This window comes from Arthrobacter sp. H20 (assembly GCF_000520515.1).
Classification (GTDB): Bacteria; Actinomycetota; Actinomycetes; order Actinomycetales; family Micrococcaceae; genus Arthrobacter_D.
The window spans coordinates 1-15,444 of sequence record NZ_AZRY01000210.1 but is presented as its reverse complement, the minus strand read 5'-3'; the positions used below and the strand labels follow the sequence as shown (position 1 = coordinate 15,444).

General features: G+C 63.5%; 14 protein-coding genes and 3 riboswitches. Of the genes, 5 read left to right on the top strand and 9 right to left on the bottom strand.

Going from position 1 to position 15,444, the window contains the following annotated elements:
• Positions 1-266: 266 nt before the first annotated feature.
• A riboswitch (TPP riboswitch) is annotated at positions 267-375 on the top strand.
• Positions 368-1,660 carry an MFS transporter gene (locus tag Y703_RS0101460; RefSeq protein WP_081743323.1) on the top strand — a complete coding sequence of 431 codons (1,293 nt, stop codon included), beginning with the start codon at positions 368-370 and terminating at the stop codon, positions 1,658-1,660. It overlaps the preceding riboswitch by 8 nt.
• Here Y703_RS0101460 and thiD read toward each other — a convergent pair.
• The 3 genes from thiD to thiM form a co-directional block, all read right to left on the bottom strand.
• On the bottom strand, positions 1,657-2,556 hold the full coding sequence (gene thiD, locus Y703_RS0101455) for a bifunctional hydroxymethylpyrimidine kinase/phosphomethylpyrimidine kinase (RefSeq protein WP_026551316.1): 900 nt from the start codon (positions 2,554-2,556) through the stop codon (positions 1,657-1,659). The genes Y703_RS0101460 and thiD overlap by 4 nt on opposite strands.
• On the bottom strand, positions 2,544-3,161 hold the full coding sequence (gene thiE, locus Y703_RS0101450; RefSeq protein WP_253907894.1) for a thiamine phosphate synthase: 618 nt from the start codon (positions 3,159-3,161) through the stop codon (positions 2,544-2,546). The genes thiD and thiE overlap by 13 nt, the downstream gene beginning before the upstream one ends.
• Positions 3,162-3,211: 50 nt before the next feature.
• Positions 3,212-4,054, bottom strand: coding sequence for a hydroxyethylthiazole kinase (gene thiM / locus Y703_RS17195; RefSeq protein ID WP_051427192.1), 843 nt, complete (start codon positions 4,052-4,054; stop codon positions 3,212-3,214).
• A riboswitch (TPP riboswitch) is annotated at positions 4,037-4,139 on the bottom strand. Its footprint overlaps the gene before it by 18 nt.
• 134 nt (positions 4,140-4,273) lie before the next feature.
• Positions 4,274-4,387, top strand: a riboswitch (TPP riboswitch).
• On the opposite strand from thiM, the gene Y703_RS17190 reads away from it, so the two are divergent.
• The 4 genes from Y703_RS17190 (at position 4,380) to Y703_RS0101425 (ending at position 9,341) form a co-directional block, all read left to right on the top strand.
• Positions 4,380-5,843 carry a sodium:solute symporter family transporter gene (locus Y703_RS17190; protein ID WP_155849356.1) on the top strand — a complete coding sequence of 488 codons (1,464 nt, stop codon included), beginning with the start codon at positions 4,380-4,382 and terminating at the stop codon, positions 5,841-5,843. It overlaps the preceding riboswitch by 8 nt.
• Positions 5,840-7,018, top strand: coding sequence for a LuxE/PaaK family acyltransferase (locus tag Y703_RS0101435; RefSeq protein WP_051427191.1), 1,179 nt, complete (start codon positions 5,840-5,842; stop codon positions 7,016-7,018). The genes Y703_RS17190 and Y703_RS0101435 overlap by 4 nt, the downstream gene beginning before the upstream one ends.
• Complete coding sequence (locus Y703_RS17185; RefSeq protein ID WP_051427190.1) at positions 7,015-8,544, top strand: acyl-CoA reductase; 1,530 nt, start codon at positions 7,015-7,017, stop codon at positions 8,542-8,544. Before Y703_RS0101435 ends, Y703_RS17185 begins: the two co-directional genes overlap by 4 nt.
• Positions 8,544-9,341, top strand: coding sequence for a 3-oxoacyl-ACP reductase (locus Y703_RS0101425; protein WP_051427189.1), 798 nt, complete (start codon positions 8,544-8,546; stop codon positions 9,339-9,341). The genes Y703_RS17185 and Y703_RS0101425 overlap by 1 nt, the downstream gene beginning before the upstream one ends.
• Before the next feature lie 281 nt (positions 9,342-9,622).
• On the opposite strand, the gene egtD is transcribed toward Y703_RS0101425, so the two are convergent.
• From egtD to Y703_RS17170, 6 genes are all read right to left on the bottom strand, one after another.
• Positions 9,623-10,609: an L-histidine N(alpha)-methyltransferase gene (egtD, locus tag Y703_RS0101420; RefSeq protein WP_026551312.1), complete on the bottom strand. Its 987-nt coding sequence runs from the start codon at positions 10,607-10,609 to the stop codon at positions 9,623-9,625.
• Complete coding sequence (egtC, locus tag Y703_RS0101415) at positions 10,606-11,331, bottom strand: ergothioneine biosynthesis protein EgtC (RefSeq protein WP_253907893.1); 726 nt, start codon at positions 11,329-11,331, stop codon at positions 10,606-10,608. Before egtC (Y703_RS0101415) ends, egtD begins: the two co-directional genes overlap by 4 nt.
• Complete coding sequence (gene egtC, locus Y703_RS17180; RefSeq protein WP_081743320.1) at positions 11,319-11,882, bottom strand: ergothioneine biosynthesis protein EgtC; 564 nt, start codon at positions 11,880-11,882, stop codon at positions 11,319-11,321. The genes egtC (Y703_RS0101415) and egtC (Y703_RS17180) overlap by 13 nt, the downstream gene beginning before the upstream one ends.
• Before the next feature lie 3 nt (positions 11,883-11,885).
• Positions 11,886-13,238 carry an ergothioneine biosynthesis protein EgtB gene (gene egtB, locus Y703_RS0101405; protein ID WP_026551310.1) on the bottom strand — a complete coding sequence of 451 codons (1,353 nt, stop codon included), beginning with the start codon at positions 13,236-13,238 and terminating at the stop codon, positions 11,886-11,888.
• A complete protein-coding gene (egtA, locus tag Y703_RS17175; protein WP_081743319.1) occupies positions 13,235-14,512 on the bottom strand; it encodes an ergothioneine biosynthesis glutamate--cysteine ligase EgtA in 1,278 nt (425 codons plus the stop codon). Before egtA ends, egtB begins: the two co-directional genes overlap by 4 nt.
• A 434-nt stretch (positions 14,513-14,946) precedes the next feature.
• Positions 14,947-15,444, bottom strand: a 498-nt coding sequence (locus tag Y703_RS17170) for an IS3 family transposase (RefSeq protein ID WP_035763353.1), incomplete at its 5' end; no start/stop codon positions are given.

Sequence of the window (15,444 nt, the reverse complement as noted above, 5' to 3'; positions counted from 1 at the left end):
TGCAACGACCGCTTGAGCTCGCCATCGGCTTACGGACAATCGTGAGTATCCCGTGGTAAAGCGTCGCTGATGGACCCGATCCGTAGTGCCGTCAACCTTCCGATGCCTGTTTGAGCATTCAGGGATTGGGCGTTGTTGGTCCTGCCGGTTCAGGTACGACATTCCTTCGGAGGGTCGTGCTACTCGTCCACACTTGGGATAGGGCTCCACCTCGAGCGGGACGGGCGTACATTTTTCGTTCGGTCTTCCTGTGGAAAGATGGGAGTTCCAATCCCCACGGGAGCCCGCGTTAGGGGCTGAGAGGAAGCTGAAGCAGCTTCGACCGTTGAACCTGCACCGGGTAATGCCGGCGAAGGAAGTGACATTGATGCCTAACAACAGTGCAACAGCTGTGACGCACAGAACCATGCCGCGGGGTGCCCGGCGGGCCGTACGCGGCGGAATTTTCGGCAACTATGTTGATCAGTTCGACATTTTCCTGCCCGTCATCGCCCTGGCGCCGGCAGCGGCTCACCTGTTCGGCCCGGAAAACCTTGCAGGCAACGCCGGGCTGATCTTCGTTGCGGCCCTCCTGGGAAGGCCACTTGGAGCCGCGATCTTCGGTCCGATCGCGGACCGAATCGGCCGGGCGGCCACAACGCAGGTGGCGTTGACTGGCATCGCGGTGACCACCCTGCTCATCGCCCTGGTTCCCGGACATACGGTTCTCGGCAGTGGGACATTGCTGGCTATTGTTGCCCTGCGATTCGTTGGGGGTGTTTTCCTGGGCGGTGAGTACACCTCTGCGATTCCGCTTGCTATGGAGTGGTCTGACCCGAAACGGCGCGGCTTGGTTAGCGGGCTCATCATGTGGATGTCGCCTTGGGCCAATGCCAGCATCGCTGGCTTGGTGTTCGTATTGCTTGGGGCGCTCAATGCCGAGCAGTACAACGTCTGGGGTTGGCGGGTCCCGTTCGTACTAGGGTCTCTTCTGGCATTCGGCATGCTCTTCTACTACCGGAGCCGTGTCGCGGATTCCCCGATCTGGAAGCAGTCAACCAAGCGGACGAATCCCCTCAAAGACATCCTGATTGGCGAACACCGCCGCGCCCTATGGCAAGTCTTTCTCTTGATGAGCGGATTGTGGCTGTTTACCTACATGGCAATCCCCACCCTGACCAGCGAACTGGTACTGGAGGGTCGCCTGGACGCCAAAGCTGTCTCCTTCACCATGATGTGTGCCACCGCAGCCTCTGCCGTGTTCATGGCGGCCAGCGGGCACCTGTCGACCTTCACCGGGCGACGGTTTTTCTTCATCGGATTCGGCCTTCTCGGTGCAACCCTGGCTCCCCTCACATTCCTGGGCGTGTTCTCCGCCGAAAGCACCAGCGGCGTGGTGCTGCTCGTGGTGACCTTGCAAATCGTGACGGTTTCCGGGTACGGGCCCGTTGGCGCGTACCTCGTTGAACGATTCCCTGCCGCGGTGCGCTCCAGCGGGTATGGCGTGGGCTACAGCCTTTCCATCGTGCTTCCGGCCCTCTACCCGTATTACCTTCCCCCATTACAGGACATGCTGGGGCGGCACGAAGCAGTCGCCGTGCTGCTCGTTCTCGCCGGGATCCTGGTGCTCATCGGCGGACTTACCGGGCCGGAAACCAACAGGACACGCCCTCTTCCTTAACTCGTGTTGCCGTCTTGTCCGCTCTGCAGTGTTTGCGCTCTCGCCCATAGGTGGTGGAAGTGGTTGATGGGTCCGTTGCCCTGTCCCACCTGTAATTCGTCGGCGTGGATGAGGGCGTCCTGCAGCCAACCCTTCGCCTGGCGGACGGCACCGACCCAATCACCGGTGCGCGCCATGACGGTCGCGACGGCGGAAGACAGCGAACACCCGGTCCCGTGCGTGTTCCTGGTGGCCACCCGGGGAGAGACGAATTCCACCACGCCCCCGACGCCGCTGGCACTACCTAACTGGCCGGTGGCATCCACGAGTGCGTCAGGGCTGGATTCTGCGCTCAGGTGGCCGCCCTTGACGAGCACGACCGTTCCCGAGGCTGCAGAGAGTTTCCTGGCTTGGTTAAGAGCTGCCGGCCAGTCTGCGGCGACGGGTTCACCGACCAGGACGGCGAGTTCTGGAAGATTAGGGGTGACCAGGTCGACTTCCCCTACCAGTTCTCGCAACGCGGTTTCGGCGGCGGCGGCCAGGAGCCTGTCGCCGCTGGTGGCGACCATGACAGGATCCAGGACTACCAGGGGCGGCTGGATCCGGTGAAGCCACTCCCGGACGACGGCGATGGTTGCCGTATCCCCCAGCATGCCGATCTTCACGGCGTCGATGGTCACATCATCACTGACCGCTTCGAGCTGTTCAGCCAAAAATTGTGCCGGAGGAGTGTGTATGGAGCGGACACCGCGAGTGTTCTGCGCCACCAGGGATGTCACCACCGCCATCCCGTACCCGCCCAGAGCGGCAATGCTTTTCAGGTCAGCCTGAATCCCCGCACCACCGGTCGGGTCCGTTCCGGCGATGCTAAGAACCCGCGGGACATCGCGCAGGGTCAACGCTTTCAGGAACACCATTCCTCCTTCAGCCCCTGGGCCGCAACCCGGGGATCATCGGATGCACACACAGCGGAGACGACCGCCACACCGGCGGCGCCGGCGTCGCGCAGCGGTCGCACGTCAACGCGGTTAATACCGCCGATCGCCACGCAGGGCAGGGTGCTTGCCGCGACGAGAACACCGAATCTGTTAATTCCCAAGGGTTCCGGGTGATCGGCCTTGGTGGCGGTTGCATGAATTGCACCGACCCCCAGATAGTCCACCGTCCCGGCCGGCAGCCGGTGCGCGGCCCGGACTTCGTTATCGGTTGCCGCGCTCAATCCGATGATGGCTTCTGGGCCCACCAAGGCGCGGGCCAGTTCAACCGGCAGGTCGGATTGACCCACATGGACCCCTGCCACCTGCGCTCCTGCCGCCTGGGCGGCCAGGAAAATGTCCACCCGGTCATCAACCAGCACCGGGACTCTATGCCCCACTGATTCCGCGACAGCCACGAGCAGCTGAAGCAAATCCCGGGCGGAGGCTTCTTTGTTCCGCACCTGGACCATCGTGGCACCTCCTGCTACTGCGGCGGCAGCAACAGCGGCGACCGCCCTTGAACCGCACTGGCGCGTATCAGTCACCAGATACAATGGCAGGTGTTGCCTGAGATCCGTCCTGAAATGCCGTCGCCTCATCGGATGCCGGTCCGCGTGTCCACCGGGCGGAGGTTCAGTCCCGTGACGACGTCGTCGGGGGTGATGCCTGCCAGCCGGTCAAGGAATTCCACCGCGAAACTCCCTGGACCTTTCACCCGCGCTGCAGCCTGCTCCGCAGCAATGGTGTAAACCCCTGTGGCCGCAGTTGCCGCCAGCAGCGGGTCCTCGGTCAGGGAAGCAAAGGCGGCCATCACCGCACCCAGCGCGCACCCACCACCGGTGACCCGGGTCAGCAGGCCGTGTCCGTTAGCGACGCCCACGGCTTCCCCGTCAGGCTGCACGAGCAGATCTACCGCGCCCGATACCGCCACCGCCGAAGCAGACGAGGCAGCCAGATCCCCGGCGGCCGCCAGCGCATCCGAGGGAGTCTCGACCGAATCTACTCCCCGGCCTCCGGCGCCTACCCCGGCTAAAGCCAGAACCTCAGAGGCGTTGCCGCGGATAATGCGCGGACCCATCCCGACAAGCTGGTGCGCCAGCCCGGTTCGCACGGACAGGGACCCGATGGCCACCGGATCCAGAACCCAGGCAGTCCCGGCAGCATTGGCAGCATCAACGGCCTGGATCATCGCGGCCCGTTGCTCCTGCCGCGGAGTGCCCAGATTGATCAGGACCCCTGACGCCACGGAGGCGAACTGCCCGGCTTCCTCCGGAATATCCACCATCGCCGGCGCCGCACCGATGGCCAGCAGGACATTAGCGGTGAAATTCGTGACCACAGCGTTGGTAATACATTGCACTAGAGGGCTCCGGGCTCTCAATTCTTCCAGCAGTTGAGCACAGTCAGATGATGTGAAGCGAATAGCCATCCGCGACATCCCTTCGCTAGTTCGAACTAGATCAGGTTCAACGGGTGTGGATTCTCAGCTGCGCCATTGGCGGGCAGCACCCCGTGTCACTACTGCCACCCTAGCCTTTCGGTGCCCAGCGCTCGGAACAGGAGCGACTCGGGGAGCCGCACCAGGCTTCCGCTGGGGCTGCCGAAGGAGATGAAATTTCGTGGGGTTTGAGTGCAGGCAGCAGCGCGACTACAGTCGATCCTGTAGAGCGGGAGCTTGGGTGTGAACCAGGCTGAGAGGGCGAATGAGACGTCGCCGACCGCAGGAACCTGTCCGGGTAATGCCGGCGAAGGGATGCGCTTTGATGCTTGGATTTTCCACAACTATTGTCATTTTGATCGTTGGTCTGGGAGTTTTCGCCTGGGTTGGCCTTGCGGTGGGACGTGACCGCGACCTCGACGAATTTGCGGTGGCGCGCAACAGCCAGAACGGACTTGGATTGGGTCTGTCGTTTTTTGCCTCGGGTGTGGGCGCGTGGATTCTATTCGCGGCTCCCGAGGTCGGTGCTACAACGGGATTGGCCGGGGTTTTGGGGTACGCGGTGGCCATCACCGTTCCCCTGATCGGTCTGGTCCTCGTCGGCCGGCGGTTGCGGTCCCTGGTGCCCGAAGGCCACAACCTGATCGAATTCGTCCGGCTCCGCTACGGGCGGGTCATGCACGTCTATGTGCTGGCTATTTCGATGCTTTACATGCTCGTTGCCTTGTCTGCTGAACTGACCGCGGTGGGAGCGGTGCTTGGGCGGCTCTCAGTCGTGGATCCGCGTCTTGGCATCGCGGCCGTTGCGGTGATCACCGCCCTGTACACGGCTTACGGAGGGCTTCGCGCCTCGATCCGTACGGATCGTTGGCAGTCCTGGATGCTGTTTCCTTTGCTGATTCTGGTCGGCGCGATTCTCTTCGCGGGTCTGTCGCGGGAGGGTGCCCCTGTCGACCCGGCGTTCTTCACCGTGGATGTGGCCGGTGTTGAGGCGGCACTGACACTCATTGTTGCGGTCACGGCCACGACCCTGTTCCACAATGGCTATTGGCAGCGGGTGTGGGCGGCCCAAGACGAGCGCGCTTTGTCCCGCGGGGCGATCATCGGGGCATTGACCCGCTTTCCGGTGGTTCTCGCCGCAGGCATGGTGGGACTCCTCGCCGCAGCCTACGGCGTGTCTCTTGGGGTGCCGCCTGTTCCGTTCTTCGCCCTGATGGACTTCCAGCCCGCATGGGTCCTTGCGGCTGTCCTGATCCTCACCCTGGCCCTGGTGGCCTCCACAGTGGACACTCTGCAGAACGGCCTCGCTGCCGTCGCGGTCACCCATGTCCCCTCCATGGGCCTGACCGGGGGACGGATTGCCACGGTCGTGTTCACCCTCATCCCGGCCCTGGTCGCTTTCCAGGGGTTCTCGGTGCTGCGCCTTTTCCTCATCGCCGATTTGTTTTGCGCGGCCACCATTGTGCCGGCGTTGCTGGGATTGTGGCACCGCTCTACCACCGCCGGCGCCGTCAGTGGCGCGTTGGCTGGTCTCGCCGCTGCCTTGGGTTACGGGTTCGTGGTGGGCGGCAGCCTGCCTGCAGCCATTGCCGTCGCGACGTTTTCGGAGGGACTCGCACTGCCGCCGTTCCTCGCCGCGCTGTCCGCCTCGGCCGCCGTGACCATCCTGGTGTCGTTGGCTGCTGGTCGGAGCACCGACCTGGCCGGCCTCAACTCACGGGTGATTCCGTTGCCGTCACCGCCAGAAGCGCTCCTTACCACCGATGAGGCACCGGAGGAATCCCGGTGACGGCCGGGCAGCACACACCCGCCCCCGTCATCCGCGACCGGCTGGATTTGCGGATTCAGGAGTATATCGAACACGGTGCCGCCCCGGCGGAATCCGATGATTACGAGTTCGGACGGCTCGCCCTCGAGCTTTTCGCCTACCAGTACGACCACAATCCGGCCTACCGGCGCTTCTGCCGCTCACGCCGGGCAGAGCCAGGAAGGCTCACCAGCTGGGAACAGATCCCTCCTGTGCCGTTGACCGCGTTCAAAGAACTCACCCTCACCTGCGAGCCGCCCGATAAAGCCGAAGCTATATTCATGACCAGCGGCAGCACCAACCCCGGTCAGCGGGGACGCAACCACCACCCGCACCTTCACCTGTACGACGCGTCCTTGCGGGCAGGTTTTGCCCACTACTTCCTGCCTGACCGGGAACGTATTCCCCTGCTGATCCTCAATGCCCCTCCGGAACAGCAGCCGCACTCCTCCCTTGCCTACTTCTTCGGGCGGCTGGTCGACTTTTTCGGGGCACCCGGCAGCGACTACTTTATGGACAACGATGACCTGCAGTGGCGGCGCGTCGCAGCGGCCCTGCGCGAAGCAGAAACAACAGGGGAACCTGTCGCCCTGCTGGGCACCTCCTTCGCCTACGTCCACCTCCTTGACGCCTTCGAGGAAGAAGGGCTTTCCTTCAGCTTGCCGAAGGGAAGCCGGCTACTTGATACCGGGGGGTTCAAGGGACGCTCCCGCGAAGTATCGGCCGAAGAGCTCCGCGGCCAGTTCGGCCGGCTCCTGGGAATACCTGATTCCTGGTGCGTCAACTACTACGGAATGACCGAGATCAGCACCCAGTACTACGACACCACCCTGCGGGACTCCTGGCAGGGAAACGACAATCCACTCCGCCGCAAGGCCGCCCCCGCGTGGACGCGGATCCGCGTGGTAGACCCCGAAAGCGGCGCATCCGCAGAACCGGGCCAGAAGGGCCTGATTGTTCACTACGATCTGGCCAACCGGGGATCCTGCCTTGCCGTCCTCGCCGAGGACATCGGCTACCTCATCCCACCGGGTACCCTCCAGCAGGATGACACACAGGGTTTTGTCTTGCTGGGCCGTGCCGAGGGAACCGAAGCCCGGGGGTGCTCGATCGCTTTGGACGAGATCCTGGCCGCGAACCGGAACCCCTCCACATGACCGCCGAAGCATATGTAGGCCGTACGCCGGTCGAGGGCCCGGTGCTCGACGGGTTCTTCCTACCTCAGCTCAACCAAACCGAGCTCGACGAATTGATGTGGGAAACCCGCTCCTGGGGCAGCGTCGTCCTGCGCATGCCGGTCGTGACGCCGCACCTGATCGACCTCTTGTGCCAGCGGCTCCTCCAGGCCCAAGCCGATCACCTTGCCGAGCGGCCGGTGATGGACATAGTGGACGTGCTCGGACGGGTGATCACCCAGTGGTCCGACCCGGACTACTACTGGAGGCAGCAGGCCGAAGAGTTGCTGCCTGTGGTCACCGGGTATGCACCCGAAATGGTGCGCCGGGGCCTGAAGGACTATCTGAAAACCTTCCGTCATGACCGGTTGCTTCGTTTCCTTTCCCAGGACTTCGAGAATCCGCTGGTGCTTGACGGCTTCCAGCCGAACCGGGCGGGTGGACGCTCACGTGCCTACGGACCGAAGTTGACCACCCAAATTTTTGCCGGCAACGTTCCGGGGCTGCCGGTGTGGAACCTGATCTGCGGGCTTTTGGTCAAGTCTGCAACCCTGGGAAAGTCCGCCTCCGGTGAACCGTTGTTTCCGGTGTTGTTTGCGCGCAGCATCGCCGAAGAAGACCCCGATCTCGCCGCTTGCCTGGCAATCCTGCATTGGCCCGGAGGGGACGAGGAGATTGAGCAAGCGGCGTTCACTCACTCCGAGGCTGTAACGGCGACCGGCGGACGAAAAGCGATTGAAAGTGTGGTGGGACGCCTGCCCCCCGGTATGCCGTTCGTACCGTACGGGCACAAAATGAGTTTCGCCGTCATCGGTCGGGAAGCGCTGGCCCTCAACCGCTATGCGGAGACCGCGCGCTGGGCAGCCCATGATGCGTCGCAGTATGACCAGCAAGGGTGTCTCTCCCCCCACTGCCTGTTCGTCGAACGCGGCGGTGCGGTCGATCCCAGAACCTTTGCAGCGGCATTGGCAGCCGAAATGAGCCGGTTCGAACGGAGCAAACCCCGAGCCCGGCTCACGCTTGAGGAGAGCGCCGGAATTGAACGCGTCAGGTCCTCCTACGAATTCCGGGCCTACGACGATGACGCGATCGAGCTGTTCACCAGTGACACCGGCACCGGCTGGACCATGATTTACGAAGAAAAGCCCGAGCGTTTCGAACCCTCAACATTGAACCGGCTCCTGCGCGTACACCCCGTCGATGGAATCGACGACGTCGAACGCCTCGCCGCCCCCCTGCGCGGCCACCTGCAGACCGCCGGCGTCGCCTGCTCACCCGACCGGCTCAACGACTGGGCACAGGCCCTGGGCCGGTGCGGAGTCGACCGCATCTGCGCCGTCGGGCAGATGCCCGAACCGGCAGCAGGGTGGCACCACGACGGACGGGGAAACCTCACCGCGCTGGTCCGCTGGGTCGACATCGAAGGAGCAGCCGAGGCGGCGCTGGAACACTACGACACCGAATGGACCCTGCCTACACGGCAGGATCCAGTAGGAAGGCAACTCTGATGTCCTTCGGAGAGAATCTCGGCACCAGTAACCTGCTCCGCGACCGCGTGGCCATCGTCACCGGCTCCAGCCGCGGCATCGGAGCCGCAATCGCGCGTGCCCTTGGCAGCCACGGTGCCACCGTCGTCGTGAACTACCTACAAAACCGTGATGCCGCGCAACAAGTAGTCGAAGACGTCGAAGCACTGGGAGGCCGTGCGAAAGCCTACGCCGCCGACGTCACCGACCCCCAAGCCGTGGCCACGATGGTCGCTGACGTTACCGAACGCTTCGGTCCCGTAAACCTGCTGGTCAACAACGCCCTGCGCAGCTACACGTTCGACCCGCTGACCCGCAGCACCGCGTGGGACATCCCCTGGGAGGACTACCAAGCCCAATTCCAGGGCAGCGTCGGCGGCGCGTACAACCTCTGCCGGCCGGTGCTCCCGAGCATGAAAGCGGCCGGCGGCGGGCGGATCATCAATCTCGTCACCGACCTCATCGAACGCCCCAGCATCCCCTACCACGACTACACCACCGCCAAAATGGCTCTCCTAGGCTTCTCCCGCAACCTCGCATCCGAACTCGGACCCTTCGGCATTACCGTCAACTGCGTAGCCCCAGGACTCGTCTACCCCACCGACTCAAGCCACGCCACCACCGATCAACAACGCGACGAACTCGAAGCAGCCACACCACTACGCCGTCTGGCCACCCCCGAAGACGTGGCCGGCTCAGTACTGTTCTTTGCCAGCCCATGGTCCGGCTTCGTAACCGGGGCCTGCCTATTCGTCGACGGCGGGCTGGTCATGAAATGACCAAAACAAAAGCAACTACTGGCGGACACATTGATCCCAAGCGCTTCACCGTCGCCTGAAAAACTTCGGCACCCACCAGGCTTGCTGCGGAACCTGGGCCGCTGCCCCACCACTTAGGGGATAACACAACCCGGTACCACCAAGTAAAACCCCATCTGCCGCTGACGCAGGCCTTTAAGGAACTACATGAGCGCTGTTATTGAGCTGCCGCGGGGATTTCGGACAGTCACACGCGAACGTGGCTTCTCCAAAATTGAACAGCCGTTCCGCTGATCGGTGGCTTACCGGGGTTCGGCCAGGGTCATCGCATAGCGTTCTTCCGCGTCCGTCCATTGTCCGACGATGCTCAGTCCGGCGGCTTCAAGTTCAGCTGCAATTTTTCTTGGGCGGAATTTTGCGGATACCTCGGTGCGCAGTTCCTCGCCCCTGTCGAAGCTGATTTCAAGTCCGGCGCCGGGCAGCTGCACCTGCATGGCACGCGTAGCCCGGAGCCTCATCTCGATCCACTCCTCATCCTTGTTCCACACCGCCACGTGCTCGAACGCCTCGACGTCGAAATCCGCCCCCAACTCCGCGTTGAGGACGCGCAGCACATTCCGATTGAAGTCGGCAGTCACGCCCGTCGGGTCGTCGTAGGCGGGAATCAGGATCTCCGGCGGCTGCACCAGGCCGGTACCCAGCAGCAATGATCCGCCCTCCTGTCCCAACAGTTCCCGCACCTGGGTCAGGAACCGCGCACGGGAATCCGGCTCGAGGTTTCCGATGGTGCCGCCCAGGAACGCCACCATCCGGTGCCCTTGCCTTGGAAGGAGTTGCAACTGCGATTCGAAATCGGCGGCCACTGCCTGCAGGATCAGATCGGGATAGTCCCGGGACAGCCCGCTGTTGGCCTCCGTCAGCGCGCTGTCGCTGACGTCAACGGCAACATAGCTCCGCAGGCCCCCAGCTGCCTTCAGTGCGTCAAGCAGCAGGGGGGTTTTCCTGGAGGAACCGGAGCCGAGTTCAATGAGCGTCTCGGTAGGGCTTGCCGCCGCCATCTCCCCCGCGTGATCCTCCAGGATCTGCCGCTCCGTACGGGTGGGAAAGTACTCAGGAAGCTCCGTAATCTGCTCGAACAGCTCACTGCCCCGCTGGTCGTAGAACCACTTGGGCGGCAGGGTCTTCACCGGTTTGTTTAGTCCTGCGCGGACGTCCTCGCGCAGGGTGCGCTCAAGGTAGTGCGGCGGCAGGTGATGGACTATTTCAAGAGCAGTTTTTGAAGGGTTCATGTGAGCGTGGGCTCCATCTCTGCGGGGGTTATCGGGCTTATGTCGACGCCGTGCGAAGTGGCTACCAGCAGGGACTGGTCCGGAACCTCATGCCACTGGGCGCCGTCGTCGGAGGGCTCACTGGCAACGACGGTTCCCCTGTTATCCGAGCGCCAGAAAAGGGTATCGCCGGCCGCTGTGGCAGCAATCGTGGTTCCGTCAGTCAGGAGGAAGTTGTACCTCCCTGTGGCGTGCGCGGAGGCATCGGTTGCCACCCGGACCAGCGCGTCCGCAGCGGAGTCGTGTGAGTCGAGCCGCTGAAGGACCAGGGCCCACAGCAGGGCCGAATCCACCCGGGCCTCGAGGGCAAGGAGCCGTGCCGGCGACAATGTTGCAGCCAGTGCCTCCGCGGATCGGGGCCAATTATCGATTCGTCCGTTGTGGCTGAACAGCCACTTGCCGGCGGTGTAAGGGGCGGCAGCTGCCTCGTCCGGCGTCGTACCGGGTGTGGCTGAACGGACGGCAGCCAGCACCGCTGTACTGGTGGTGACCCGCGCCAGGTCAGCGAAGGACTGGTCCGTCCACATGGGTACGGCGCGCCGGTAACGGGCCGGCAGGGGATCCCCCGCGGCATACCAACCGACACCGAACCCGTCCGCGTTCATCGTGCCGTTGCGTTGGCGCCGCGGCGCCCAGGATTGCCGGAGCAGACCGTGTTCAGGCGCCGAAATCAGCGTGGCCAACGGTGTCGGGGGTCCAAGGAAAGCCAGGTGGCATCGGTTGCCACCCGGACCAGCGCGTCCGCAGCGGAGTCGTGTGAGTCGAGCCGCTGAAGGACCAGGGCCCACAGCAGGGCCGAATCCACCCGGGCCTCGAGGGCAAGGAGCCGTGCCGGCGACAATGTTGCAGCCAGTGCCTCCGCGGATCGGGGCCAATTATCGATTCGTCCGTTGTGGCTGAACAGCCACTTGCCGGCGGTGTAAGGGGCGGCAGCTGCCTCGTCCGGCGTCGTACCGGGTGTGGCTGAACGGACGGCAGCCAGCACCGCTGTACTGGTGGTGACCCGCGCCAGGTCAGCGAAGGACTGGTCCGTCCACATGGGTACGGCGCGCCGGTAACGGGCCGGCAGGGGATCCCCCGCGGCATACCAACCGACACCGAACCCGTCCGCGTTCATCGTGCCGTTGCGTTGGCGCCGCGGCGCCCAGGATTGCCGGAGCAGACCGTGTTCAGGCGCCGAAATCAGCGTGGCCAACGGTGTCGGGGGTCCAAGGAAAGCCAGGTGACGGCACATCCCCTACTCCCCTCCGGCTGGAGCGGCATTCCGCGCGGTCCGGAAGCCGGTGAAAATCTGGCGCCGGATCGGGTAGTCCCAGTTCCGGAACGTGCTCCGGCTCGCTGCTCCGTCAGCAGCCCAGGACCCGCCGCGCAGCACCTTGTAACCTCCACCGAAGAAGGCTTCGCTGTACTCGCGGTAGGGAAACACCCGGAAACCCGGGTAGGGGCCGAAGTCGCTGGAGGTCCATTCCCACACATCGCCGATAAGCTGGTGGACGCCCAGCGCGGACGCCCCCTCGGGGTAGGAGCCGACAGGGGAAGGCCGCAGCGCTGCACCGCCCAGATTCGCATGGCTGGACGTCGGGTCCTCGTCACCCCACGGGTAGCGCCGGGAGCGGCCGCTCACAGGGTCGTGCCGGGCGGCTTTTTCCCACTCAGCCTCGGTGGGCAGGCGCCGTCCGGCCCATCGGGCGTAGGCCTCGGCTTCGAAGAATGAGACGTGCTGTACGGGTTCGTCGATGGGAACTGGTTCTAGGACACTGAAACGGGTGCGCCACCACTGGTGACCGTCCCGCTTCCAGTACTTCGGTGCAGTCAGCCCATCCTCGTTGCGGTGGCTCCATCCTTCAGCGGTCCACCAGCCCGGGTTCGAATATCCGCCGTCGTTGATGAAATCGATGAAGGCGCCGTTATCCACGGGGACCGTGTCGATCCAGTACCCGGGAACGTGCACCTCATGGGCGGGCCGTTCGTTATCCAGGGCCCAGGGCTCCACCGAGGTGCCCATCGTGAAGGAACCTGCCGGCACATGCACTTCCCGCGGAAGCCCGGTGACACCGAGGGCCAGCACACCGGGCTCCGGATTCACCGGATGCAGCACGGGTTCGCCTACCCGAAGCTGATGAGTCGCGAGCATGGTCTCGGCATGCTGCTGTTCATGCTGGATCATCATGCCGAAAGCAAACCCGCCGTCCAGCAGCGGCGAACCCTCAAGAGAAACCCGTTCAAGGATGTCCAGGGTCTTGGAACGGACATCGGCAAGGTAGCCCCGGGAATCCGAAGGTGCCAGCAACGGCAGCGACGGGCGGCTGCTGCGCGAATGCTCGAAGGCGTCGTAAAGCCTGTCAATCTCCGGGCGAAGCGGCTCCATCCCGCCGACGTCGCGGACAAGCCAGAGTTCCTCCTGACTGCCTACGTGTGCCAGGTCCCAGACCAGTGGAGACATCAGGGGTGAATGCTGTTTGAGCAGTTCCTCCTCGTCACACGCGGTGAGCGCGTGGGTACGACGACGCGCACGCTCAAGGCCCTCCGCAATGAAAGCGCGCAGTGTGCCAGGGGCAGCGCCGGTAGCTGTCGGGACCGTATCCGTCATCGGATTATTTCCTTTCGCTGTACGAACCCGGAAAACCGTCCGGTGCGGCGCCAATCGTCGATCCGCTGGTCTGCCGGAGAACGACCCCGCGCGGTGTAGTTCTCAAGGAAGGCTTCCACCCGGAATCTTGTGTCGGCGTCCGCACCGAGCCGTTCCATTGCGTCCAGCGCTGCCTCAGCACAACCACGCCCCGCCTGCGCGAGGACAGGATCCGCCAGCCCGAATTTGGCGGCAACGGCCATCGGATCAGCCAGCGCAGTCACGGGGACGCAGGCCTCTGCAGCTGTGTCAGCAGCCCGTTCATCATCCACCAGTGCAGTCGTTATAGCCACGGCTGCTTCCCAGTCCGCGCCGGCTTGAGCGTCAATCACCCGGATTTCCAGGAAACCCCTGGGGCGGATGAACGGAAACAGGGTGCTGAGATGGTAGTCGAGGTCCTCATGAGTGACGGGACGGGGACCGTGCCCGCGTAACCAGCCCCGCATAGTCAAGCCGCGCGGAGCTTCCCATGAACCACTCGACGTCGGGATGCACAGGACCGAAGCGTCGAGGGCGTAGCGGGCCCAAGCCAAAGGTGGGTCGTCGGAAGCCGGAACGGGCGACGTACGGGACGGATCAGTTTTCAACCACACGGCCTGGCGGGTGCTCTGCCAGCCGCTGGGCGAACCCTGACGGAAAGGGGAGTTGGCGAAAAGCGCCGCGAGCACCGGCGCGAGATGGTGAAGACGCCGCCAGCGCTGGACAGCGCTGGCCGTACCGCTTCCGGGGAAACCGGCATCCAGGCACACCTGCAGGGAGGCCGTCGAACACATCATGGTCCGCCCGGACGAACCTGTTCGATCGAAGTGGGATTCCATGGCTGCATAACGCGGATGGTCGAGAGTCCGCACAGGCGGACGGGACGGATCCAGTGCAACGCCGCTGAAGGAAAGTCCTGCATCCTCGATAGACCTGTCAATGACAGCAAGATCTGCCCTTACAGCTTCGATCACCGAGGGAAGGTCCGCTCCGCAGGCCGAACTCAGTTCAAGCTGCCCTCCCGGTTCAAAAGTGATGACACCACCGCCGGGAAGCTTGCTCTCCGTATCGGCAGCGGCGGCCTGGACTTCCCCTACCGGCACAGCCCGCCTCAGGTCGGAGGGATCATGCACAATTCTCTCGATTTCCACGCCCACGGCTCCCGGAGGGCCGGTCTTGAAACAAACGGAAGCGACATAAATTTCCGCCTCGGTCTCCGACAACGTTCTGGAACCCCGCTCCAACCCCGACACCATAAATAATCCTTTCATCGTGATGCGATCACTTCAATAGCTGAACAGTCCTTCAACCTGCAACGAAGCCCGTGTAGTTCCTGTTCCTATCCATCGGCAACAACACGTTCTTTCCAGCGCGGTTCGTGATTTTCTTGCGGGCGGCTGTACCAATTGTTTCCGGCGCCTCTCCTGCCCAGCCCGGCCAAAGAGCGCCCGGCTTCGTGATTCACTTTAGAGCCCGCGCGGGCTCTCCGACAGGCGGGATGGGTATGACGGTGTAAAACCTATTGGGTCACCAGGATCCCGGCCTGCGCTGCTTGTTGTGCAGGCGGGATCAGGGGCCTTGACCAGACATTTGCATCAGCCCGCCATCCATCACCTACGTTGCCCGGTCACGTAATCTCCGTCGGCCGAAACCAGGATACTGTCAAGCCCCGGGTTTGGTGGAGGGTTTGTTAGACCCGTTCCATCGTTTTGATGGCCGGGAGTTTTGAGTAATAGATGGTTTCGGCTTCTACCGGTGGTCGGTAGCCGATCTCGCTGTGGAGGCGTCGGTGGTTGTACCAATCGATGTATTCCGCGACGGCGATTTCCAGGTCGTTGATGCTCGTCCACGGGCCTTTGTTGCGGATCAGCTCGGCTTTGAACAGCGAGTTCAGGGCCTCGGCCATGGCGTTGTCGTAGCTATCGCCCTTAGCGCCGACGGACGCGACTGCTTCGGACTCGGCGAGCCTTTCGGTGTAGCGGATGGCACGATACTGCACTCCTCTGTCGCTGTGATGTATGAGCTGGGAGACGTCCTTTCCAGCGTGCTGGCGGGTCCACAAACCCATCTCCAACGCATCCAACGCCAGGTCTGTGTGTAGGGTCGTGGATAGCTGCCAGCCGACCACCCGGCGGGAGAACACATCCAGGACGAACGCCGCGTACACCCAGCCGGAGAACGTCCGAAT